The 20,980-nt window shown below is 72.4% G+C and carries 25 protein-coding genes; 12 read left to right on the top strand and 13 right to left on the bottom strand.

The window, feature by feature from the left end; all coding sequences use genetic code 11:
• Positions 1–52 precede the first annotated feature (52 nt).
• From IEY98_RS22855 to IEY98_RS22845, 3 genes are all read right to left on the bottom strand, one after another.
• Complete coding sequence (locus tag IEY98_RS22855) at positions 53–637, bottom strand: helix-turn-helix domain-containing protein (protein WP_189212665.1); 585 nt, start codon at positions 635–637, stop codon at positions 53–55.
• Between the two features lie 1,023 nt (positions 638–1,660).
• On the bottom strand, positions 1,661–2,524 hold the full coding sequence (locus IEY98_RS22850; protein WP_189212664.1) for an AraC family transcriptional regulator: 864 nt from the start codon (positions 2,522–2,524) through the stop codon (positions 1,661–1,663).
• Positions 2,525–2,595: 71 nt separating this feature from the next.
• Complete coding sequence (locus IEY98_RS22845; RefSeq protein WP_229787244.1) at positions 2,596–3,405, bottom strand: helix-turn-helix domain-containing protein; 810 nt, start codon at positions 3,403–3,405, stop codon at positions 2,596–2,598.
• 86 nt (positions 3,406–3,491) lie between these two features.
• On the opposite strand from IEY98_RS22845, the gene IEY98_RS22840 reads away from it, so the two are divergent.
• Positions 3,492–4,409, top strand: coding sequence for an alpha/beta fold hydrolase (locus tag IEY98_RS22840; RefSeq protein WP_189212663.1), 918 nt, complete (start codon positions 3,492–3,494; stop codon positions 4,407–4,409).
• Between the two features lie 10 nt (positions 4,410–4,419).
• Here IEY98_RS22840 and IEY98_RS22835 read toward each other — a convergent pair whose 3' ends face one another.
• Positions 4,420–5,280: an alpha/beta fold hydrolase gene (locus tag IEY98_RS22835; protein ID WP_189212662.1), complete on the bottom strand. Its 861-nt coding sequence runs from the start codon at positions 5,278–5,280 to the stop codon at positions 4,420–4,422.
• A gap of 85 nt (positions 5,281–5,365) precedes the next feature.
• On the opposite strand from IEY98_RS22835, the gene IEY98_RS22830 reads away from it, so the two are divergent.
• Both IEY98_RS22830 and IEY98_RS22825 read left to right on the top strand, forming a co-directional pair.
• On the top strand, positions 5,366–5,926 hold the full coding sequence (locus tag IEY98_RS22830) for a CGNR zinc finger domain-containing protein (RefSeq protein WP_189212661.1): 561 nt from the start codon (positions 5,366–5,368) through the stop codon (positions 5,924–5,926).
• Between the two features lie 194 nt (positions 5,927–6,120).
• Positions 6,121–6,639, top strand: a complete 519-nt coding sequence (locus IEY98_RS22825; RefSeq protein ID WP_189212660.1) for a GNAT family N-acetyltransferase — start codon at positions 6,121–6,123, stop codon at positions 6,637–6,639.
• Positions 6,640–7,137: 498 nt separating this feature from the next.
• Here the strand turns inward: IEY98_RS22825 and IEY98_RS22820 are convergent, their stop codons facing one another.
• From IEY98_RS22820 to IEY98_RS22810, 3 genes are all read right to left on the bottom strand, one after another.
• Positions 7,138–8,283, bottom strand: coding sequence for an RNA polymerase sigma factor (locus tag IEY98_RS22820; protein ID WP_189212950.1), 1,146 nt, complete (start codon positions 8,281–8,283; stop codon positions 7,138–7,140).
• Between the two features lie 5 nt (positions 8,284–8,288).
• Positions 8,289–8,696 carry a YciI family protein gene (locus IEY98_RS22815; protein ID WP_189212659.1) on the bottom strand — a complete coding sequence of 136 codons (408 nt, stop codon included), beginning with the start codon at positions 8,694–8,696 and terminating at the stop codon, positions 8,289–8,291.
• 149 nt (positions 8,697–8,845) lie between these two features.
• Positions 8,846–9,232, bottom strand: coding sequence for a MerR family transcriptional regulator (locus IEY98_RS22810; protein ID WP_189212658.1), 387 nt, complete (start codon positions 9,230–9,232; stop codon positions 8,846–8,848).
• A gap of 104 nt (positions 9,233–9,336) precedes the next feature.
• On the opposite strand from IEY98_RS22810, the gene IEY98_RS22805 reads away from it, so the two are divergent.
• Positions 9,337–9,675 (top strand): DMT family transporter, encoded by a 339-nt coding sequence (locus IEY98_RS22805; protein ID WP_229787243.1) that lies wholly within the window; start codon positions 9,337–9,339, stop codon positions 9,673–9,675.
• A 23-nt stretch (positions 9,676–9,698) separates the two neighbouring features.
• Positions 9,699–10,052 (top strand): DMT family transporter, encoded by a 354-nt coding sequence (locus IEY98_RS22800; protein WP_189212657.1) that lies wholly within the window; start codon positions 9,699–9,701, stop codon positions 10,050–10,052.
• Between the two features lie 46 nt (positions 10,053–10,098).
• On the opposite strand, the gene IEY98_RS22795 is transcribed toward IEY98_RS22800, so the two are convergent.
• A complete protein-coding gene (locus tag IEY98_RS22795; protein WP_189212656.1) occupies positions 10,099–10,761 on the bottom strand; it encodes a lytic polysaccharide monooxygenase auxiliary activity family 9 protein in 663 nt (220 codons plus the stop codon).
• Positions 10,762–10,989: 228 nt separating this feature from the next.
• On the opposite strand from IEY98_RS22795, the gene IEY98_RS22790 reads away from it, so the two are divergent.
• The 6 genes from IEY98_RS22790 (at position 10,990) to IEY98_RS22765 (ending at position 15,910) form a co-directional block, all read left to right on the top strand.
• The gene (locus IEY98_RS22790) at positions 10,990–11,517 is read left to right on the top strand and encodes an RNA polymerase sigma factor (RefSeq protein WP_229787241.1); all 528 of its coding nucleotides are present in this window, start codon (positions 10,990–10,992) and stop codon (positions 11,515–11,517) included.
• 27 nt (positions 11,518–11,544) lie between these two features.
• Complete coding sequence (locus tag IEY98_RS22785; protein WP_189212654.1) at positions 11,545–12,009, top strand: peroxiredoxin family protein; 465 nt, start codon at positions 11,545–11,547, stop codon at positions 12,007–12,009.
• A 111-nt stretch (positions 12,010–12,120) separates the two neighbouring features.
• Positions 12,121–13,590, top strand: a complete 1,470-nt coding sequence (locus IEY98_RS22780) for a ricin-type beta-trefoil lectin domain protein (RefSeq protein WP_189212653.1) — start codon at positions 12,121–12,123, stop codon at positions 13,588–13,590.
• A 358-nt stretch (positions 13,591–13,948) separates the two neighbouring features.
• Entirely contained in the window at positions 13,949–14,113 is a 165-nt protein-coding gene (locus IEY98_RS22775; protein WP_189212652.1) for a hypothetical protein, read from the top strand.
• A gap of 28 nt (positions 14,114–14,141) precedes the next feature.
• A complete protein-coding gene (locus tag IEY98_RS22770; RefSeq protein ID WP_189212651.1) occupies positions 14,142–15,290 on the top strand; it encodes an LLM class flavin-dependent oxidoreductase in 1,149 nt (382 codons plus the stop codon).
• The gene (locus IEY98_RS22765) at positions 15,287–15,910 is read left to right on the top strand and encodes a CE1759 family FMN reductase (protein ID WP_189212650.1); all 624 of its coding nucleotides are present in this window, start codon (positions 15,287–15,289) and stop codon (positions 15,908–15,910) included. Before IEY98_RS22770 ends, IEY98_RS22765 begins: the two co-directional genes overlap by 4 nt.
• 2 nt (positions 15,911–15,912) lie before the next feature.
• Here IEY98_RS22765 and IEY98_RS22760 read toward each other — a convergent pair whose 3' ends face one another.
• From IEY98_RS22760 to IEY98_RS22755, 3 genes are read right to left on the bottom strand one after another with little or no spacing between them, the layout of a single operon-like run.
• Entirely contained in the window at positions 15,913–16,872 is a 960-nt protein-coding gene (locus IEY98_RS22760; RefSeq protein ID WP_308425919.1) for an MFS transporter, read from the bottom strand.
• Entirely contained in the window at positions 16,865–17,089 is a 225-nt protein-coding gene (locus IEY98_RS33315) for a hypothetical protein (RefSeq protein ID WP_308425918.1), read from the bottom strand. The genes IEY98_RS22760 and IEY98_RS33315 overlap by 8 nt, the downstream gene beginning before the upstream one ends.
• Positions 17,086–17,712, bottom strand: coding sequence for a hypothetical protein (locus IEY98_RS22755; RefSeq protein WP_189212989.1), 627 nt, complete (start codon positions 17,710–17,712; stop codon positions 17,086–17,088). Before IEY98_RS22755 ends, IEY98_RS33315 begins: the two co-directional genes overlap by 4 nt.
• A 370-nt stretch (positions 17,713–18,082) precedes the next feature.
• Here IEY98_RS22755 and IEY98_RS22750 point away from each other — a divergent pair, with 370 nt between their 5' ends.
• Positions 18,083–18,682 carry a helix-turn-helix domain-containing protein gene (locus IEY98_RS22750; protein WP_189212649.1) on the top strand — a complete coding sequence of 200 codons (600 nt, stop codon included), beginning with the start codon at positions 18,083–18,085 and terminating at the stop codon, positions 18,680–18,682.
• On the opposite strand, the gene IEY98_RS22745 is transcribed toward IEY98_RS22750, so the two are convergent.
• Both IEY98_RS22745 and IEY98_RS22740 read right to left on the bottom strand, forming a co-directional pair.
• Positions 18,672–20,165, bottom strand: a complete 1,494-nt coding sequence (locus IEY98_RS22745; RefSeq protein WP_189212648.1) for a class I adenylate-forming enzyme family protein — start codon at positions 20,163–20,165, stop codon at positions 18,672–18,674. The genes IEY98_RS22750 and IEY98_RS22745 overlap by 11 nt on opposite strands.
• A 4-nt stretch (positions 20,166–20,169) precedes the next feature.
• Positions 20,170–20,970: an enoyl-CoA hydratase-related protein gene (locus IEY98_RS22740; RefSeq protein WP_189212647.1), complete on the bottom strand. Its 801-nt coding sequence runs from the start codon at positions 20,968–20,970 to the stop codon at positions 20,170–20,172.
• Positions 20,971–20,980: the final 10 nt, after the last annotated feature.

Below are 20,980 nucleotides of genomic sequence, written 5' to 3'. Positions count from 1 at the left end.
ACCGTTCAATAGAATGAACGCCAGTGAGGCTAGCCCGCGACGCGCGGGAGGGTCAACCCCGAACGACGCACGCGGCGGCGGGGGTGTCGGAGGGGTACTCCAGCAGCAGGACGGACGCCACCGGGCCTCCCACCGTCTCGTACACGTGCGGCCCCTGGGCGGGGAAGCAGACGTAATCCCCCGGCCCCAGCTCATACGGCGCCTCGGGCGGGCCCACCCGCAGGACCCCGGAGATCACCACGACGTGCTCGCGCCCCGGATGGCCCGCGGACCGCTGCACCTCCCCCGGCCGCACGCGCTGGTCGTACAACTCGAACACGGTGTCGGTGACGTCCATCCGCCGCAACATCCGCAGGTCAACCGCATTGCTGCTGAGCACATCAACCCCCGCCGACCGCACCAACACAACCTCCGGCTCCACCCGCTCGGTGAGCAACGTGGACACCGGAACCCCAAACGCGTTCGATAAACTGAACACCGTCTCGATCGTCGGATTCCCGTTCCCACTCTCCAGTTGCGACAACGTCCCCTTGGCGATATCCGACCGCCGAGCCAACTCAGAAAGCGACAACCCGGCCCGCTCCCGCAACGCCCGCAGATTGGCCGCCAACACCTGCCCGGCCTGACCCCGCTCCACGACAACCACCTCCCCGCCCCCGAACCCTACCGACCCACCCCCACCACGCCCGGCCACAACACCCGCAGCCCTACCAGGCGGCTTCCAGCTCGCGGGCGGAACGGAGCAGCAGGACCGCACCAGCCCCCGCCGCCGCCCCACTCGCAGCCACCCTCCTGCCAGCCCACATCCCCTCCCAGGTCCCGCCAAGTCACCCCACCAGCACCCCCAGTCACACCGGCACGCCGGATACCTCACGGGGATGCCAGTCCCCCCATGGGCACACCAGTCATGCCAGCAGCACACCGGTTACCCATCAGCACGCCGGTTACCTCACCGGCACGCCGGAACCGGGCACCCTGGCCACCCAACCCCAGCCCCCACGCCCGACCCCAACCCCAACCCCAGCCAACCGACCCCCGATCACGCCGGTCAGCCCCCCACAGTCCGATCGCCCCACCCCAGCCATCCCCAACCGGGCCGCGCCAGCCTCCTGCCGGGCGGCGCTAGGGCGAGCCCACAGCCACCACCTCCTGGGCCGAACGCAAAGTCCCACTCCTGCACTGCACCCCGCAGCCCCACCTTCGGGATCGCGCCAACTGCCTGCCGCATCGACCTGCCCGCACTCATCCACCATCCGCACGGACACCACCCCACCCGCGCCGCGCACCCGCAGCCCTTCCACCAAGCCGCGCTCGCCACCACGCCACGCCACGCCACAGCTAGCCCACCGTGCCGCGCGCTCACCACCCCACCACGCAGCGCACGTCGCCAACCGCACCTCACCACCCGTAGTCCACTGCGCCACCGGCGCTCAGCCGTCCCATGCCCACTCACTCTGCGGCCAGATCACCCCACCCCATGCACCTATCCACCCCCGCGACCAGACCCTCACGCACCCACCCCACACCCGCGACCCGCCACACACACCACCCGCGACCAGCCCGCACGCACCCACCCCACATCCGCGACCAGGTCCCGACCCACCCACCCCACCTACCGCGGCCGTGGAATCGTCCACGGCCGCGGTAGGCGGCCCTCAGGTCACGCGGGCTCGACCGGCAGCCACAGCTCACACGTCGCCGTGGTGAAGTCGGGGGTTCGGTGGAGGATGGCGACCATCGACGGGCCGGGGCGGAGGCGCCAGGGGTTGGAGGGGAACCAGTCGGTGGCGGTGGCGGCCCAGGTCGTCTGCAGGGTCTGCGGGTAGGGGCCGTCCGTGCGGAAGACCGCCCAGCGGCCCGCCGGGACCTCGATGGCGTCGAGGTCGTCAGGGGTGGCCGTGTCCCGGGTGACGGCGACGCCGTGCAGGTAGGTCAGTTCGCTGCCCTCGGCGCTGTCGGGGTCGAGGTCGTCGCAGACCTGCAGCAGGCCCGGCGGCTCGGTGTCGCCGATGGCCTTCAGCCGCTCGTGCTCCTCCGCAGGCAGCCCGGCGATGTGCTCCTGGATGTGCGGGTTGACGCCGTGGTGGATGAGCGGGACGCGGGTGGCGTGGCCGACCAGGCGGAAGGCGGGGCGGTCGACGATGCGGGTGTCCATGGGGATGCTCCCTTCGACGCTCAGGCGGAACCTGAGCCGTGGTTGTGTGCGAAGGGGGCCGCCGTCGCGACGGACGTCGCCGGGGTTGGCCCCGTGGACGCCCCGGAACGCGCGACCGAACGCCTCGGTCGAGCCGTACCCGTGCCGGACGGCGATGCTCAGCAGGTCGTCCACGCCGCGGACGACGTCGGCGGCGGCGAGGGTCATCCGCCGCCTGCGCACGTACTCCGACAGCGGCATGCCCGCCAGCGACGAGAACATCCGGCGCAAGTGGTACTCGGTCGTGCCGAACTCCCTGGCCAGCGCGCTCACGTCCACCTCGTCGGCGTCCTCGACGACGTCGACGAGCCGGTTGAGTGCCGAGATCATCGTGCCTCCCTTCGACACCAACCCTGACCGACGCGCCCCCGCCCGCGCCCGACCGTCGCGGACCGATGCGGTCATTCGACCACGCGCTCCGGCCACGCCCTGGCGTCAGCGGCCAGCCAGGGCTCACCCGCGGCCACCGCGGGAGTCGCCCCGGTGAACGCGCGGACGTCGTGGTACAGGTGGGACTGGTCGACATAGCCACCATCGGCCGCCACCCGCGCAGGACTGTGCCCCCGGACCAGCCGGTGGACGGCGTCGTCGAAGCGGACCAGCATGGCCGCGCGCTTGGGCGTCAGCCCGATCTGCGCGCCGAACCGCGACCACAGGCGCTGACGGCTCCACCCCACCCCCGCCGCGAGATCGCCCACCCGGACCCGCCCCCGGCTCGCCACGATCCGCCGCCACGCCCAGGCCACCTCGGGGTCGACCGGCCTGCCCGCGTGAAGCCGGGCCCGCAGTTCGGCGTCGAGCAACGCGAACCGCTCCGCCCAGGTCCGGGCGTGGTGCAGCCGCTCGCGCAGGCGGGGCGTGTCGCGGCCCCACAGGTCGTCGAGCGTGATGACGCCGTCGCCCAGTTCCCCGAGCACGGGGCGCGCGACCACCGGCGACAGCCGTACCTGCACGCACTCCACCCCATCGGCGCGCACCGGGAACGCGGAGAAGCCCAGGCCCGCGGCGAGACCACCGGAGCGGATCGGCGTGCCGTGGACGTCGAACGGGCGGTCGCCGAACTCGACGGCCAGGGTGACGGCCGGATGCGGGATGGCCCGCAGCTCGACCGGGCGGTCCCCGCGGATGCGGAACCCGGCCATGGCGACGCCGGGCGTCGCCCGCGGCGGGCGCGCGATCTCCCAGTCGGCTGTGGAGTCACCTGGTCGCACACCCCGACTGTACGAGCGGACATTTCTCCAAGACCCCGACGCCTCCGTCCCGGAAGGGTGACCGCACCCGAACCGAGAGAGGAGCCATGGGGAAAGCGACCAAACGACGGCGGATCGTCCTGCTGAGCGTCGGCGGGCTGGCCGTCCTCCTCGCGTGGAACACGATCGCCGTGCGCGCGGAGACCGCCGAGGCCGAGGGCGAGCACATCGTCCGCCTGGACGGCGGGGACATCCACGTCGTGGAGGACGGGCAGGCTGACGCGCCGACGGTGGTGCTCCTGCACGGCCTTGGCGGCTCGACAGCGTGGTGGGACCCGGTGCTGCCCGCGTTGCGCGGCCTCCGCGTGGTGCGGCTCGACCTGCTCGGCCACGGCGGATCGGCCAAACCGACCGACGGCTACGGCATCGCGCAGCAGGCCCACCGGGTCGGGATGGCGCTCGACCGGCTCGGGGTGCGCCGCGCGACCGTCGTCGGGCACTCCACCGGAGGCGCCGTCGCCACGTCGCTGGCCGAGCGGCGGCGTGATCTGGTGTCCGCGATCGCCCTGGTCAACACCGGTCCCCGGGCGGACGCGTTCCTCGGCGAGAGCGTCGCCGCCCGCCTGCTGACCACCCCCGTGGCGGGCGAACTCCTCTGGCGCTTCCGCACCGACAGCACGATCCGCGACGCGCTGAGCACCGCGTTCACCCGCGAGGTGCCGATCCCGGACCGGCTCGTCGCCGACGTCCGCCGGGTGACCTACCGCGGCCTCACCGAGACCGGCGAGGGCGTCGACGCCTTCCTGGCCGAGAGCCCCATCCCCGACCGCCTGACCCGCGTGGCCCTCCCCACGCTGGTGATCTTCGGGGCCGAGGACCGTCGGTGGCAGCCGTCGTCCGCCGAGGACTACCGGCAGGTCCCCCAAGTACGCCTCGAACTCCTCGCAGGCGTCGGCCACACGCCGATGATCGAGGCCCCCGACCCGACCGGCGCGCTCCTGCGCGATTTCGTCGACTCCGTTTGACCAGCGGCGATCACAGGTTGTCGTCCAGGAAGTCGGCGATCAGCGGGGCGATCCGGGGCAGGTGGTCCTCCAGGGCGAAGTGGCCGGTGTCGAACAGGTGGAGCGCGCTGTCCGGGACGTCGCGCAGGTAGGCCTTGGCGCCCGCCTCGGTGAAGAACGGGTCGTTGACGCCCCAGGTGATCAGGGTCGGCGGGCGGTGCTCGCGCAGCCACGCCTGCCAGTCCGGGTAGGCGGCGACGTTGCGGTGGTAGTCGTAGGCCAGGGCGAGCTGGGCCTGCTTGCGGCCCGGCTGGTCCAGGAAGAACTGGTCGAGCAGCCACCCCTCCGGCGCGATCAGCTCGGGATCGGCGGTGCCGCCCTCGTATTGGGCGCGGGTGGCCTCGAGGGTGAACAGGTCCAGGATCGTCCGCTCGGCGCCGGGGGTGTCGGGGGTGAGGGCGATGAAGTCGCGGGCCGCGGGCGACAGGCCCTCGGTGTAGGCGTTGCCGTTCTGCACGACCAGGCCCGCGATCCGCTCGGGTCGGCGCAGCGCGAGCCGGAAGCCGACGGGCGCGCCGAAGTCGAACAGGTACGCGGCGAAGCGCCCGGGCAGCACCCGGTCCGCGAAGCCCTCGACGATGTCGGCGAGGCGGTCGAAGGAGTAGGTGAACCCGTCGGGGGCCTTCGTGTGGCCGAACCCGGGGTAGTCGGGCGCGACGAGCCGGTATCGCGCGCCGAGGGCGTCGATGAGGCGGCGGAACTGGTGCGATGCCGACGGGAAACCGTGCAGCAGCAGCAGGATCGGCGCGTCGGGTCTGTCCGGAAGGGACTCCCGGTAGAAGACCTCGACCCCGTCCACGGCAACCCGGCGATGGGCGACGCGAGCGATCATGTCACATGCCTCCTTGGCTCGATGACGCATTAGTTCTACCGCGACATGATCTAACGGGTCAAACGGTCCTGATAGCATTAGCGCCATGAGTGACCCGCTCACCGGCGAGGGCCTGGCGCTGGATCTGGTCAACACCCGCCCGGTCACCGAGGACGGCCGCGCCGACCTGCTCGCCACCCCGGACCGGCTGGCCGCCTGGCTGGCCAGGGAGCCCGCGCTCCAGGCGGATGTGGGCAACGCCGCCCCCACGGCCGCCGATCTCGGCCCCGTGCACGCCGTGCGGGAGCACATCGACGCCGTCGTCCATGCGCTGCTGAACGGCGTCCGCCCGCCGAAAGCCGCCCTGCGCGGCCTGACCGAGGCGCAGCGCGCCGCGCCCGCCGTGCGGGAGCTGGCGTGGGACGGCGCGGGCGTCACCGCGACGTCCCGACGGGACGGCAGGCTCGGCGTCAGGCTGGCCGCCCGCCTCGCCGAAGCGGCGGTCGACCTGCTCACCGACCCGGCGGTCAGCCGCCTCAAGCGATGCGAGGCCGACGACTGCGTGATGGTCTTCCTGCCCGCGCATCCCCGCAGGCGCTGGTGCTCGCCGACCCGCTGCGGCAACCGCACGCGGGTGGCGCGCTATTACCGGCGTCACCGGCCGTGATAATCTCGGCGTGCAGGACCGGATCTGATGCCGAATGGGTGAGTTGATGAGTGCCGCCAAGGCCGTCGCCGCGCGCGACGGCGATCGGACCTTCCTCACGTCCCGGACCCCGGTCTGACACCTCCGCCCCAGCCATGACGGTTGTCGGGCACCGCTTCGCGATCGCCGGGGTCCCCTGAACCAAGGGATCCACGTTGTCTCACGACCGCAATACCTGGCACACCCGTGCCGAGACGCCCGAGGACATCGCGGCCATCCGCGCCATCCTCGTCGCCGCCTTCCCCACCGCCCTGGAAGCGGGCATCGTCGACGCCCTGCGCGCCGACGCGGAGGCGTGGATCGATGGCCTGTCCATCGTCTCCACGGACGCGGCGGACGTCCCGGTGGGCTACGCGCTGCTCACGCGATGCCACATCGGTGCCGAACCGGCCCTCGCCCTGGCCCCATGCGCGGTGACCCCCACGGCACAACGCACCGGCGCGGGCTCGGCCGCCATCCGAGCAGCCCTGACCGCCGCCCGGAACCTGGACGAGAACGCGGTTGTCGTCCTGGGCCACCCCGAGTACTACCCGAGGTTCGGCTTCACCCCCGCATCCGGGTTCGGGATCAAGGCCCCGTTCGAGGTGCCCGACGAGGCCATGATGGCGATGGCCCTGTGCGACCGCCCCCTCACCAGGGGCACGGTCCACTACCCACCAGCGTTCGGAGTCTGACCACCGGACGCGAGTGAACGATGCGGGCCGCGGGGCCGGACAACCCCGCGGCCCGCACCCGTTGCCGGGTGAGGTGACCACACTCGGCCAGGCTGGTCGCGTCCTGACCAGACAGCCGGGTGGCCCACCGGATGAGGTCATGGCGCTCGGCCGACCACTCATCCGCGTGACGTCGCCCGAGCGCAGAGCGGACTTCAGTCGCAGCCGCGCCCGCCGAGCGAGGTGATCAAGCCCCAGCGGCCGCATGACCTCCCGCCCCGGGCCACAGTGGTGTGCCCTGCGGTCTCACGCAGCCGCGCGTCCTGCCGAGGAAGCGGTCGCTCTGCGGCAAACTCCCCCACGCAGCCGCACGTTGAGCCGCGCCGCCACCAACCTCACCCACCCAACCGCGCATTGAGTCGGCCCGCCCGGCGACAGGGGTGACCGCAGTCAGACACGCTGCCGTCGGCAGAACCCCCGGCCGCGCGCAGAGCACCCTCCCCCCGGGGCCCTCAAACCTCACCCACGCAATTGCGCGTTGAGTCGGGCCGCCTGGCGGGTGAGGTGGCCGCACTCCGGGAGGTTGGTCGCTGCCCGGGCGGCTTCGGCGTAGAGGCGGGCGGCGGTTGTCGGGTCGCCGTCGCGTTCGTGGAGGTAGGCGGCGACGGCGGTGTAGCGGGGGAGGGTGGGGTCCAGGGCCGACAGGGCGGCCAGGCCCGCTCGGGGGCCGTCGGCCTCGCCGACGGCTACCGCGCGGTTGAGGCGGGCTACCGGGCTGTCGGTGATGCGCACCAACTCGTCGTACCACTCGACGATCTGGACCCAGTCGGTCTCCTCGGCTGTCCGGGCGTCGGCGTGGAGGGCGGCGATGGCGGCCTGGGCCTGGAACTCGCCCAGCCGGTCGCGCGCGAGCGCGGCCTGGAGCACGTCCACGCCCTCGGCGATCATGCGGGTGTCCCAGAGCCCTCGGTCCTGTTCGGCGAGGGGCACCAGGCTGCCGTCCGCGGCGGTCCGGGCCGGGCGGCGGGCGTGGTGGAGCAGCATGAGCGCCAGCAGGCCCGCTACCTCCTCGTGGTCGATCCTGGCCGCCAGCTCGCGGGTGAGGCGGATGGCCTCGGCGGCGAGGTCGACGTCGCCGGAGTAGCCCTCGTTGAAGACCAGGTACAGCACGCGCAGCACCGTGGCGACGTCGCCGGGCCGGGTGAACCGGACGCCGGAGACGGTCCGCTTGGCCCGGCTGATCCGCTGGGCCATGGTCGCCTCGGGCACGAGGTACGCCTGCGCGATCTGCCGCGTCGTCAGCCCGCCCACCGCGCGCAGCGTCAGCGCGACGGCCGACGCGGGCGTCAACGACGGGTGCGCGCACAGGAAGTACAGCTGCAGCGTGTCGTCCACCGCCTCGCCCGGGCCGGGCGCGGGCTCGGCGTCGACGCGGACCTCCCGGTGCCGCCGGGACGTGTCGGCCCGGGCGGCGTCGAGGAACTTGCGCCACGCCACGGTGACCAGCCAGCCCTTGGGGTCGCGCGGCGGGTCGTCCGCCCACGTGCGCAGGGCCTCCACCAGCGCGTCCTGCACGGCGTCCTCGGCCGCCGCGAAGTCTGCTCCGCGGCGGACGAGGACGCCGATCACGGTGGGGGTGAGGGTCCGCAGCAGGGCCTCGTCCACTCCGGTCACTCCGTGATGGTCGGGGGCTCGGTCAGGAACGGCCGCAGCTCGAGCCACTCGTGGATCGGCTTCCCGCCCGCGCCCGGGGCCGCGGACAGCTCGCCTGCCAGCTCGACCGCGCGCTCGTAGGAGTCGACGTCGATCACCATCCAGCCCGCGATCAGGTCCTTGGTCTCGGCGAACGGGCCGTCGGTGACCGGCGGGCGCCCCTCGCCGTCGTAGCGGACGAACGTCCCCTCCGGCGAGAGCGCCTGGCCGTCGACGAACTCCCCGCTCTCCTCCAGCCGGGCGGCGAAGTCGCGCATGTACTGCATGTGCGCGGTGACCTCCTCCGGCGTCCACTGGTCCATCGGCACGTCGTTGACCGCCGCGGGCGCGCCCCGGTAGTGCTTGAGCAGCAGGTACTTGGCCATCGTGTACTCCTCGGTGTGGTGAGGCCCATTCTGGCCTCTTCACCCCCGGGACGAAGCCGCGACCGGCTTCTCGACATCCCCGCCCAAGATTTTTCCGAGAAACGTCCACCGGAGCTGTCCTGACGGCGTTCGCCCAGGTCAGGAGGGCATCAGCGCGCAGGCTGCGCCGCAGCCCCCGTGCCGACCTCGCCGGACAGGGCCGTTTCCTCGCGGAGGGCCCGCAGGGTGTCGAGTTCGCGGTCGATGTCGCGGCGCTTGGCCTGCAGGCGGGCGATCTCCTGGGCCAGCAGCCGCTCCATGACGCCCGTGCGCTCCGCCGGCGGGGCGTCCAGGCAGGGCAGCAGCTCGGCGATGGTGGCGCTGCGCAGCCCCGCGGCGAACAGGTGCTGGATCATGACGACCCGCTCGACCATGGAGCCGTCGAAGTCGCGCCACCCGCCGGGGGTGCGGGTGGAGCGGATGAGGCCGTGCTCCTCGTAGTACCGCAGGGACCGGGTGCTGACGCCGCTGGCCTCCGCCAGCTCACCGATGCGCATGACACCTCCCACAAGCTCTCCGCGGACTCCATTCTTGCAGTTGACACCGGTGTGAGGTTCCACCATCGACCGCAGCGCCCTCCGCCACCCGAGGGCTCCCGTCGATGAAGGACACCCACGCCATGCACTGGCTCTACCTCGGCATCGCCGTCGTCTTCGAGATCGCCGTCGCCGTCTCCGCGGGCAAGGCCCGGGGCTTCACCCGGCCCGCCTGGACCGCGGCCACGCTCGTCAGCGGCGGCATCGCCACCTACCTGCTCAGCCTGGCGCTCCTGACCTTCGACGTCGGCGTCGGCTACGCGATCTGGACCTCCGGCGCGGGCGTCGGGATCGTCGTCCTGGGCGCCGTCCTGCTGAACCAGCGCCTCGGCTGGCGCAAGCTCGTCGGCATCGCCGCCGTCATCGTCGGCGTCGTCGGCCTCCAGCTCAGCGGCGCGGTATGAGAACCCCGACCGAAGGAACCCCCATGTCCAACCGCACCCACCGCGCCCGAGCGTGGCTCGTCCTGTTCCTCGCCGGAGCGTTCGAGGTCGGCTACGCCCTCGCCGTCGGCGGCAGCCGGGGATTCACCGTGCTCTCCTGGTCGCTCGTCGCGGTCGTCTTCTTCCTGCTGACCCTCTTCGCCCTGAGCCTCGCCCTGCGCACCATCGATGTGGGCATCGGCTACGCCGTCTGGGCGGGCATCGGGGCCGTCGGCGCGGCGCTGCTCGGCCCCGTCCTCCTCGACGAGACCCTGACGCCCGCCAAGGCGTTCTGGCTCGCCGTGATCATCGCGGGCGTCGTGTGGCTCAAGCTCGCCGACAGCCCCAAGCGGACCTAGGCCGGACCCAGCCCGGCATCGACGGATGCCGGGCTGGGCAGGGCGGCTAGCCGAAGTTCACGTCACTGCACCACATGTACGTCTGGTCCAGGTGCGAGGCCTGCCAGATCGTGAAGACGATGTGGTGGCCGCGGTAGGAGCCGTTGGTGTTGACGGTGAACGAGATGTTCTGGGCGGGGGCGAACCTGCCGGTCTGGGTGATGAAGTCCAGGTTGCCCCAGCCGAGCCGCTGGGTGGCGGGGTTGAAGCCGTTCTTGCTGATGTAGACCCTGAAGTAGTCCGCGCCGTGGCTGGCCTGGTCGTACAGCCGCATCGAGAAGCTGCTGCCGACGTTGGTGGTCTTCCACCGGCCGGGGGTGTTCAGGGCGTTGTTGCGGGAGAGGGCGTTGCTGCAGAGCTGTCCGTCGGGGGTCGACCCCTGGAAGTTGCCCCGAAGTCCGTCCCGCAGCGCGCTCATCCAGTTCCACATGGTGTCGGCGTTGGCCTGGAAGGCCTGCCAGCACATGGGGTCCTGCTGCTGCATGGCCGGGTTCGTGTGCTGACTTCCCCAGGTCTGCCAGCACTGGTAGGCGCGGGTGGCGGGACTGACGATCGTCCCGTGCGCCGATGCGGGCGTGGTCCAGACGAACATGCAGGCCAGCACGCTGATGGCCAGTGCGATGATGCCCCGCCGTCTGGTGACGGACCCCGAGGTTCCGCGCAGACGCATGGATGGGCCTCCATTCTCCGGTTGGGTGAGCGGTCACGATCGGGAGCGCTCCCAGAGCGGTTCTCAGCGTATACGTCACGCACCGAAACATCAACGAAACACTGAGCTACCTCGGGAACGACCAACCGGCGGCGGTGAATCCTTTCCGCGCCCCCGGCCCTCTTATGGCCGATGGATACGTTACGAGGGACACGGGCGACGGGATCGCCGCGTGCCGCGGGGGTGGACGTGGTCGACCGGGGTTGGGCGAGCGAGCAGCTCATCGCGGCCGCGCAGGGCGGCGACCTCGAATCGCTCGCCGCGGTGGTGCACGGGGCGCACCCGCACGTGCGGCGCTTCGCCGACCACCTGTGCGCGTCCCCGCAGGACGCCGAGGACGCGGCGCAGGAGGCGCTGATCATCCTCTACCGCAAGATCGGTTCCCTGCGCGCCACGGCGGCGCTCGCCTCCTGGATGTTCCGGATCGTCCGGCACGAGTGCCTGCGCCGCGCCCGGCGGCTGGTCGACCGCCACGACGGGACCGACGCCGACCCGGTGGCGTCGGCCGAGGACGAGGCCATCCGGCGCCTGGAGGCCGAGCGCGTCGCGGCGGCCATCCGGGCGCTGCCCGACATCCAGCGCCGCGTGCTGGTCATGCGCGACGTGCTGGGCCACCCGGGACGCGCGGTCGCCGAGGCGCTCGGCCTGAGCACCCCGGCGATGAAGTCCCACCTGCACCGGGCGAGGGCCGCGCTCCGCGCGGGCCTGAGCGCCTGACACTCCCCCACCGAAGGGAACCTCGCCATGCTCACAACCGGCTCACCCGCGCCCGAGATGGTGCTGGAGGACACCGACGGACAGACCGTCCGCGTGTCCGATCACCAGGGCGACCACGCGGTCCTGCTCTTCTTCGTCCGGTCGACGTCGTGCCCGGTCTGCACCCGGCACGTGCGCGACCTCGTCGCCCGCCGGGGCGAACTGGAGGCCGACAACGTCCGCGTCCTTATCGCGGTCCCGGAGGACCGCGAGCGGGCGGCACGGTGGAAGGCGCGGCACGCGATCCCGTTCCCCGTCCTCACCGGCCGCGACAGGAGCCCGCACGAGCTGATCGGGCTGACCAGGAGGATCTTCGGCGCGATGCAGCAGTCCGGCAGCGTCCTCATCGACCGCCACGGCATCGTCCGCCACGCCCACGGCGCCACCCTCCCCACGGGCAGCTACGACCGACAAGGAATCGCCGCGGCCATCGCGTCCTCCACTCAGGACTGATCGTCAGATTTCCGAGTGTCCGTGTAACCGCTCTCTTGACGAGGTCCAGACCACCTGCGAAGCTCCGGAAGAGAGCTCTCATCACGTCTCCTCCCTGCGTAAGGAGCTGTAGTGAGAACGCGGATAACGTTGAGCTGTGCCCTGACGGCCGCCGCGCTGGTCAGTGCCCCGGTGGCGGCCCAGGCCGAGCCCGTCGCGTCCCCCGACGGGCTGCACGCTGCCCTGGCCCGCGACCTGGGCTGGCGCCCGGCCGAGGCCGCCGTGCGCCAGGCCGCCGAGACCGCGGCCGTGCCGGTGGAACAGGCGTTACGGCAGCGGCTGGGCGAGCGCTTCGGCGGCGCCTGGTACGACGGCGGCCTCAAGGTCGGCGTGCTCGACCGCGCGGACGCCGCCGCGGTGCGGGCCGCGGGCGCGCAGCCGGTGCCGGTGGCCAGGTCAGAGCGGGCGCTGATCGCCGACAAGGCGCGACTGGACCGGCACTCCCCCGGCCCGGACGTCTACGCCTGGTACGCCGACCCGGCGACGAACTCGGTCGTGGTCGAGGGCGGCACCGCGAGCGCCGCCGCGGCGTTCGCCCGCGCGGCCGGGGTGCCCGCCCGCGCGGTCGTCGGGCAGCGGCCCCGGCCGCTGTACGACATCCGGGGCGGCGACCAGTACGTCATCAACGGCAACACCCTGTGCTCGGTCGGGTTCTCCGTCAACAACGGCGGCTTCGTCACCGCGGGCCACTGCGGCGGCGTCGGCAGCCCCACGCTCGGGTACAACAACGTCGGCCAGGGGACGTTCGCCGGGTCGTCCTTCCCGGAGAACGACTACGGCTGGGTGCGCACGAACGGCAACTGGACCCCGACCCCGTACGTCAACAACTACTCCGGCGGCAGCGCGGCGGTCACCGGCTCCCAGGAGGCCGCCGTCGGGGCGTCGGTGTGCCGCTCCGGGCGCACCACCGGGTGGCGCTGCGGCACCATCCAGGCCAAGAACGTCACCGTGAACTACTCCGGCAGGCTCGTGCACGGCCTGACGTCGACGACGGCGTGCGCGGAGGGCGGCGACTCGGGCGGGGCGTGGCTGGCCGGGACCCAGGCCCAGGGCGTCACCTCGGGCGGGTCGGGCAACTGCTCCACGGGCGGCACGACGCTTTTCCAGCCGCTCAACGAGATCCTGGGCGTGTACGGCCTGCAACTGACCACAGTGGGCGGAGGGAGCACGAGCCGGATCATCGGCTGGCAGGACAAGTGCATCGACGTGCCCAACAGCAACGCCGTCGACGGCCAGCGGCTCCAGATCTGGGACTGCAACGGCACCGCGGCGCAGAACTGGACCTTCCCCGGCGACGGCACGGTCCGCGCGTTCGGCCTCTGCATGGACGTCGCGTGGGGCTCCCGCGACAACGGCGCGGCGATCCAGCTGGCCCGCTGCTCGGGCAACCCGGCCCAGCAGTTCGTCCTCAGCGCGGCGGGCGACCTGGTCAACCCGCAGGCGAACAAGTGCGTCGACGTGACCGCGTGGGGCGGCAGCGGCACACCGCTCCAGCAGTGGGAGTGCACCGGCGGCGCGAACCAGAAGTGGCGCAGGGGCTGATCCACCCGGGAGGGGCGGCGCGGCGGCGCCGTCCCTCCCCTACTGCGCCGTCCAGGTACAACCTCCGCTGGACCGACGACGGCCGCATGCCTGCCACGCTGACCAGACACTTCCCGGACAGCGATCTGATCAGGACGCAAACGGTCGGCCACGGACCGGGCGCCGGGTTCGTCGACGCCATGGCGGGCGGGTCACTGCTAGCCGACGGCGCCCCCGCCGCCGGTCTCCCAGCCGGGGGTCCGCAGGTGGAACGTCGCGGTCTTCGGCCCAGCCCTGCCGAGAACCACGGGGCCAGCTGGACTCGCGGTCCACGTCCTACGACGAGCGCCTCACCTGGGCGCCGACGCCGCTGGTCAGGGTGGGTGACCGCTGGCACGCGGCGCTGACCCACCCGGCGGACGCCCGGTTCGTCTCCCTCCGGGCCCAGGCCAAGGACACCAGGGGCAACGCTGTCGACCAGACCATCGTCCGCGCCTATGCCCTGGGAATAGTTGACGTGTCAGGTAGGTTGATCCCGATGTAGTTGACACGTCATCTACTTGGAGGATGAGATGGAGTTCGGTGTCTTCTCGGTCAGTGACATCACCACCGACCCCACGACGGGCCGCACGCCGTCGGAGGCGGAGCGGATCAAGGCGGTCCTGGCGATCGCGCGCAAGACCGAGGAGGTCGGGCTGGACGTCTTCGCCCTGGGCGAGCACCACAACCCGCCGTTCTTCTCGTCCTCCCCGACCACGACGCTGGCCTACATCGCCGCGCGGACCTCGCGCCTGCGCCTGTCGACGGCGACGACGCTGATCACCACCAACGACCCGGTGAAGATCGCCGAGGACTACGCGATGCTGCAGCACCTGGCCGACGGCCGAGTGGACCTGATGCTGGGCCGGGGCAACACCGGCCCGGTCTACCCCTGGTTCGGCCAGGACATCCGCAACGGCATCCCGCTGGCGATCGAGAACTACGCGCTGCTGCGCAAGCTGTGGGACGAGGACGTCGTCGACTGGTCCGGCAAGTTCCGCACGCCGCTGCAGAGCTTCACCTCGACGCCGCGGCCGCTGGACGGCGTCGCGCCGTTCGTGTGGCACGGCTCGATCCGGTCCCCGGAGATCGCCGAGCAGGCCGCGTACTACGGCGACGGCTTCTTCCACAACCACATCTTCTGGCCCCCGGAGCACACCCAGCGGATGGTGGAGTTCTACCGCCGCCGGTTCGAGCACTACGGCCACGGCTCGGCCGACCAGGCCATCGTCGGCCTGGGCGGACAGGTGTTCCTGCGCAAGAACAGCCAGGACGCCGTGCGGGAGTTCCGGCCGTACTTCGACAACGCGCCGGTCTACGGCCACGGCCCGTCGCTGGAGGAGTTCAGCCGGGAGACGCCGCTGACCGTCGGGAGCCCGCAGCAGGTCATCGAGCGGACGCTGGGCTTCCGCGACTACGTCGGCGACTACCAGCGCCAGCTGTTCCTCATCGACCACGCCGGGCTGCCGCTGAAGACGGTGCTCGAACAGCTGGACCTGCTGGGCGAGGAGGTCGTGCCGGTGCTGCGCAAGGAGTTCGCCGCGCGCAGGCCCGCGCACGTCCCCGACGCCCCCACGCACGCCGCGCGCGTCGCGGCCAAGGGCGGGGCGAAGGACGCCACCGTGTACGCGGCGGCGGACGGCGTCACCGGGCAGGTCACCGAGGAGGTCGAGGTCCGATGAGCACCCTCGCCGTCGTCAGCGCCGGGCTGAGCGTGCCCTCGTCCACCCGGCTGCTGGCCGACCGGCTCGCCGCCGCGACGGCCGCCGCCCTGCGCGAGCGGGGCGGCGACCCGGCCGTCGAGGTCGTCGAGCTGCGCGACCACGCCCGCGCCCTCGCCGACAACCTGGTGACGGGTTTCGCCACCGAGTCGCTGCGGGGCGCGATCGACGCGGTCGCCGGGGCCGACGGCGTCATCGCCGTCACCCCGGTGTTCTCCGCCTCCTACAGCGGCCTGTTCAAGACCTTCTTCGACGTGCTGGACAAGGAGACGCTGGTCGGCAAGCCCGTCCTGCTGGCCGCGACCGCGGGCACGGCCCGGCACTCGCTGGTGGTCGAGCACGCCATGCGGCCGCTGTTCGCCTACCTGCGCGCCATCGCCGTCCCCACCGGGGTCTTCGCGGCCCCGGAGGACTGGGGCGGCGACGGCGGCGTCGACCGGGCGCTGGCCACCCGGATCGACCGGGCGGCGGGCGAGCTGGCCGACCTCATGGCCGGGCGTCGGCAGGCGGCCCCGGACAAGGGGCTCGACGGGCCCTTCGGCGGCACGCCGTCGTTCGAGACTCTGCTGCGGGGCGGCTGAGGTCACGGCCGGGCCGTCCGGTCGATGAGGATGAGCGGGATCGTGGCCAAGGCCAGGATTCCGCCGATCCACGACACGGCGGTCACCGGGGCGCCCAGGTCGAGCGCCGTGGCGGCGAAGACCGGGGTGAGGCTGATGCCGAGCTGGAACGCGGAGACGGTGGTGGCGCCCGCGAGGGTCGGCGCGGCCGCGGCGATGGCGAACACCCGCCCGTAGAGGGCGGGATTGAGCACGAAGGCCGCGATCCCGAGCAGGAAGACGACCGGCACGACGACCACCGGGTGCTCGGCGAGCACCGCGAGGAGCGCGGAGAGGACCGCGACGCCGACCGCACCGCCGACGAGCGCGTGGTGCGGCCGCCGGTCGGCGACCCGCCCGCCGACCGACAGGCCGACGAACGCGCCGACCCCGAACAGCGCGAGCACGCCCGGGACCCACGCCTCCGCGATGCCGGTGACGTCGGCGAGGACCGCCGCGAGGTAGTTGAAGGAGATCATGTACGCGGCCGTGCTCAGGATGGTGGTCGCGTAGACGCCCCACAGGCGCGGCTTCCGCATCGTGGCCAGTTCCCCGGCAAGGCTCGGCGCGGCCGCGGGTCGCGTGGCGGGCAACCCGACCGCGCAGGCGACCGCGCCCGCGAGGGTCAGGACGACCACGCCCCAGAACCCGCCCCGCCAGTCCGTGAGGTGGCTGAGCAGCGTGCCCGCCGGGCCGCCCGCGACCATGGCGACGCTGAGCCCGCTGACGACCACCCCTGAGGCACGGGCGTTGCGGTCCGGCGTGACCAGCCCGATGGCGGTCACCGCGGCCACGGCGAAGAACCCGGCGTAGGCGAGCCCGGCCACGAACCGGGTGACCAGCAACACCCAGTGATCAGCAACCAGCCCAACCGCCACGGCAACGGCGAAGACGAGCTGCGTGACCAGCAGCGTCGTACGCCGAGGCCACCCCAGACTAAGCACAGCGAACGGCGGCCCCCCGACGACGACCCCCCAGCGCGAACGCGGTGATCAGCCAGCCCGCCGAGGACAGCGAAACACCAAGATCGCTGGCCACCGCGGGGAGGACTCCCGCCATCAGGAACTCAGCCGAACCCATCGCGAACAGGCTGAACGACAACAGATACACCCCCACCGGCAACCGCCCGCCAACCCGCACCCCACCGACAACCGCACTCACCGACCGACCCCTTCCCCATCCGAGCAACGACCCGCGACGCCGACCACACGCACCTTCGCCCCACCTGCCGGGAGAGCAACGCCGCACCCCGAGCGGACGCCCGCCATCAGAAACTCGGCGCTACCCACCGCAAACAGACCGAGGGGCAACAGATACACCCCCACCGGCAACCGATTGCCAACCCACACCTCGCCGACGACCACGCTCACCCACCGGCTCCTTCGCCACCCCAACGACGACCCGCCAACACCAACCACACACCCCTCCGCCCCACCTGCCCGACGAGCAGCGCCCACCGGGAAGACACCCGCAATCAAGAACCCGGCACTGCCCACCGCAAACAGACCGAACGACAACAGGTGCAACCCAACGGACAACCGGTCGCCAACCCGCACCTCCCCGACGACCGCGCTCACCCACCGGCTCCTTCGCCACCCCAACGACGACCCGCCGACACCGACCACACACCCCCTCACCTCACCTGCCCGACGAGCAGCGCCCACCGGGAAGACACCCACCATCAAGAACCCGGCACTGCCCACCGCAAACAGGTTGTAGGACAACAGATACACCCCAACCGGCCACCGCCCGGCGGCCTGCACCTCGCCGACGACCGCGCTCATCGGCTGGCTCCTTCGCCATACGAGCATCGGCCCGCCACGCCGACCACACTCGCCTTCGCCCCGCCTGCTCGATGAGCAGGCCACCGAGCGGACGTTCGGCGCGTGGACCACGCGCACCCTGGCTTCTCCTGCCCTGCCGGTGGCGTCGGTCCTCGCCGGGCGCAGCGATGGTCCGGGCGAGCCGCTCCGCGCGGTGCGGGCTGGCGCTGTCCCGGCTCCGGCCGCGCGCCTGGAGACGGCGGCCGCGCCCGGAACGTCCCTGTCCCATGGGGAATCCATGGTCATCACCTCCGCCCGCAGCATCCGCAGTGTCGGGCGGTTCCGGCAAACGTTCTTGCCGAAATCGGGACAGGGTGGTGGACTGGGGCCCATGGAGGACCAGCCCACCGTCGCCGCGGCGATCGACCAGATCGCGCCCCGTCTGCGGCGTGCTCGGGAAAAGAAGGGGGTGACGCTGGCCGAACTCAGCCGCACCACCGGTATCTCCACCAGCACCCTGTCGCGGTTGGAGTCCGGGCAGCGCCGTCCCAGTCTTGAGTTGCTGTTGCCGATCACCGCCGCGCTCGGGCTGCGGCTCGACGAGATCGTGTCCGCGCCCCGGGTCGTGGATCCTCGGGTGCCGCAGACGTCGGCGCGGGTGGACGGTCGGGTGCTGATCCCGCTGACCCGGCAGCAGAGCGAGCCGCGCGCCTACAAGATGATCATCCCGCCCGAGGACGCCGAGCCTCGGCTGCGCACGCACGCCGGGTACGAATGGCTCTACGTGCTGCGCGGTCGTCTCCGGGTCATGCTGGGCGACCAGGACGTGGTGCTGGGTCCCGGCGAGGCCGCCGAGTTCGACTGCCGGACGCCGCACTGGTTCGGCGCCGCCGGGCGGGCGGACGTGGAGGTGCTCAGCCTCTTCGGCAAGCAGGGTGAGCGCATCCACATCCGCGCCCGCACCAGGCGCGACCCCCGGGTCAGCGGCTGAACACGGTCCGGTCGATCGCCCGTTTGAGGATCTTGCCCGTCGGCCCCTTGGGGAGTTCGTCGACCACGGCCACCAGGTGCGGGACCTTGTAGGCCGACAGCCGTTCCTTCGCCCACGCGCGCAGGTCCTCGGTGGCGAGTTCGGCGCCCGGCCGCAGGGTGATGACCGCGGCCACCTCCTCCCCGTAGTGGTCATCAGGCACGCTGACCACCGCGGCCTCCACGATGTCCGGATGCCCGTACAGGACCTCCTCGACCTCGCTTGGATAGACGTTGTAGCCGCCCCGAATCATCATGTCCTTCTTGCGGTCGACGATCCGCAGGTCGCCGTCGGCGTCCAGGGTCCCGAGGTCGCCCGTGCGGAGCCAGCCGTCGCGCAGGACCTCGGCCGTGGCGTCGGGGCGGTTCCAGTACCCCTTCATCACGACCGGCCCGCTGATGTGGACCTCGCCGACCTCGCCAGCCGGGAGGTCGGCCCCGCCCTCGTCCCGGATGGCGATGGCGCACCCAGGCAGCGGAATGCCCACATGTCCGGGCTTATAGGGCCTGCCGGGGTCCTGATAGGTCGCCGCCCCGCACGTCTCCGTCAGCCCGTACGCCTCCAGGATCGCGCACCCGAACCGCTCCTCGAAGGCGCGCATGACCTCCGCGGGCAGGGAGGCCCCGCCGGACGAGGCGTGGCGCAGTCCGGCGAACTCCCCGGCCCCGCCCGCCCCCGCGGCGTGCAGGAGCGCGTTCCACATGGTCGGCACCCCCGCGAGGAAGGTCGGTTCCGTCTCCCGCAGCAGCGACAGCATGGCCGAGGGCTCGAACCGCGCCAGCAGCGCCAGGCTCGCCCCGGCCTGCATCGCGACGTTCATGACGCACGCCTGCCCGTACACGTGGAACAGCGGCAGCGCGGTCGCGCCCCGGTCGGCGGCGGTGATGCCGTGGCTCGCGCGCAGGATCGCGCCGGACGCCTCCAGGTTGCCGTGGGTCAGCTGGGCGCCCTTCGGACGTCCGGTCGTGCCCGAGGTGTAGAGGATTGCGGCCGTGGCGTCCGCCGGGGTCGCGGGCGGCGTCTCGACCGCGCCGCCGCGGTCGAAGCCGACCAGGCCGGGGACGAGCGGCAGGCACGGGACGCCCAGCGCCTCGGCCGCCCTCCCCGGCGCCTGCCCGACCCCGTCCCAGCTCAGGACGAACACCACGCCCGCGTCCGTGCCGATGTGCTCCAGCTCGGGCCCGGTCGACATCGTGTTCGCCGTGACGGCGATGGCTCCCACGGCGTGGACGCCGTAGTACGCGCCGACGAACTCGGGCACGGACGGTGCCACCAGCAGCACGCGATCGCCCGGCCGCACGCCGACCTCGCGCAGGTGGCCCGCGACGGCGGCGACGCGGTCGCGCAGCTCCCGGTAGGTCCACACGTCGCCGCCCCCGAGGAGCGCGACGCGGTCGGGTGTGGCGCTCGCGTGCCGCCAGAGGGCTTCGGCTGTGTTCGGCATCCCGTCACCGGGGGGCCAGCGGCCGGAACGCGGGCGGCCGGTTCGCCAGGTAGCTCGCCACGCCCTCGGCCGCGTCCGGGTGCCGGAACGACTCGACCATCAGCCGGTCGGCCTCGGCGACCGCGTCGGCGAACTCCGAGTCCAGCGCGGCGCGGACCTGCTCCTTGATGATCCGCATCGACTCCGGCGAGCACAGCGTCGCCAGCTCGGTCGCGTAGTCCACGGCGGCGTCGAGCAGCGCGTCCGGCTCGACCACGCGGTCGACCAGGCCGAGCGCGCGCGCCTCCTCGCCGGTGACCACGCGACCGGACATCAGCAGGTCGAGCGCCGTGCTGGTGCCGACGAGCCGGGGCAGCAGCCAGGCCATCCCGTACTCGGCGATCAGGCCGCGCCGGACGAACGCGGTGGTCAGCTTCGCCGTGGGCGTGGCGAACCGGATGTCGCAGTACAGGGCCTCCACCAGCCCGAGCCCGGCGGCCGCGCCGTTGATCGCGGCGATCAGCGGCTTGCGCACGGTCATCGGGAAGGTCCTCGGCCGGGGCCGCTCGACCGAGTCGATCTCGTCGGCGCCGATCCGCTGGAGGTCCGCCATGTCCGCGCCCGCGCAGAAGCCCCGGCCCGCCCCGGTCACCACGATCGCGCGGACCCCGGGGTCGGCCTCGGCCTCGTCGAGGAGCGCGAAGTAGCGCCGTTCGAGCTCGTCGTTCCAGGCGTTGAGCCGGTCGGGCCGGTTCAGCGTCAGCACGAGCACCGGGCCGCGGCGGACCGCCAGCACGGTCTCGCCCTGCTTGGTTTCCTGCTTCATGGGGGTGATG

The organism is Actinokineospora fastidiosa, from assembly GCF_014648415.1.
GTDB classification, from domain to species: Bacteria; Actinomycetota; Actinomycetes; order Mycobacteriales; family Pseudonocardiaceae; genus Actinokineospora; species Actinokineospora fastidiosa.
Note: the sequence above shows the minus strand (reverse complement) of the source record. Positions and strands in the feature narration are given on the sequence as shown.

What these genes read in the sequence shown, in the direction of transcription:
- IEY98_RS22850 (WP_189212664.1), bottom strand. Translation starts at nt 2,524, where the DNA reads ATGATCTCGGCACTCAACCGGCTCGTCGACGTCGTCGAGGACGCCGAC.
- IEY98_RS22840 (WP_189212663.1), top strand. Translation starts at nt 3,492, where the DNA reads ATGGGGAAAGCGACCAAACGACGGCGGATCGTCCTGCTGAGCGTCGGC.
- IEY98_RS22835 (WP_189212662.1), bottom strand. Translation starts at nt 5,280, where the DNA reads ATGATCGCTCGCGTCGCCCATCGCCGGGTTGCCGTGGACGGGGTCGAG.
- IEY98_RS22830 (WP_189212661.1), top strand. Translation starts at nt 5,366, where the DNA reads ATGAGTGACCCGCTCACCGGCGAGGGCCTGGCGCTGGATCTGGTCAAC.
- IEY98_RS22815 (WP_189212659.1), bottom strand. Translation starts at nt 8,696, where the DNA reads ATGGCCAAGTACCTGCTGCTCAAGCACTACCGGGGCGCGCCCGCGGCG.
- IEY98_RS22810 (WP_189212658.1), bottom strand. Translation starts at nt 9,232, where the DNA reads ATGCGCATCGGTGAGCTGGCGGAGGCCAGCGGCGTCAGCACCCGGTCC.
- IEY98_RS22805 (WP_229787243.1), top strand. Translation starts at nt 9,337, where the DNA reads ATGAAGGACACCCACGCCATGCACTGGCTCTACCTCGGCATCGCCGTC.
- IEY98_RS22800 (WP_189212657.1), top strand. Translation starts at nt 9,699, where the DNA reads ATGTCCAACCGCACCCACCGCGCCCGAGCGTGGCTCGTCCTGTTCCTC.
- IEY98_RS22795 (WP_189212656.1), bottom strand. Translation starts at nt 10,761, where the DNA reads ATGCGTCTGCGCGGAACCTCGGGGTCCGTCACCAGACGGCGGGGCATC.
- IEY98_RS22785 (WP_189212654.1), top strand. Translation starts at nt 11,545, where the DNA reads ATGCTCACAACCGGCTCACCCGCGCCCGAGATGGTGCTGGAGGACACC.
- IEY98_RS22770 (WP_189212651.1), top strand. Translation starts at nt 14,142, where the DNA reads ATGGAGTTCGGTGTCTTCTCGGTCAGTGACATCACCACCGACCCCACG.
- IEY98_RS22765 (WP_189212650.1), top strand. Translation starts at nt 15,287, where the DNA reads ATGAGCACCCTCGCCGTCGTCAGCGCCGGGCTGAGCGTGCCCTCGTCC.
- IEY98_RS22755 (WP_189212989.1), bottom strand. Translation starts at nt 17,712, where the DNA reads ATGAGCGCGGTCGTCGGCGAGGTGCAGGCCGCCGGGCGGTGGCCGGTT.
- IEY98_RS22750 (WP_189212649.1), top strand. Translation starts at nt 18,083, where the DNA reads ATGGAGGACCAGCCCACCGTCGCCGCGGCGATCGACCAGATCGCGCCC.
- IEY98_RS22745 (WP_189212648.1), bottom strand. Translation starts at nt 20,165, where the DNA reads ATGCCGAACACAGCCGAAGCCCTCTGGCGGCACGCGAGCGCCACACCC.
- IEY98_RS22740 (WP_189212647.1), bottom strand. Translation starts at nt 20,970, where the DNA reads ATGAAGCAGGAAACCAAGCAGGGCGAGACCGTGCTGGCGGTCCGCCGC.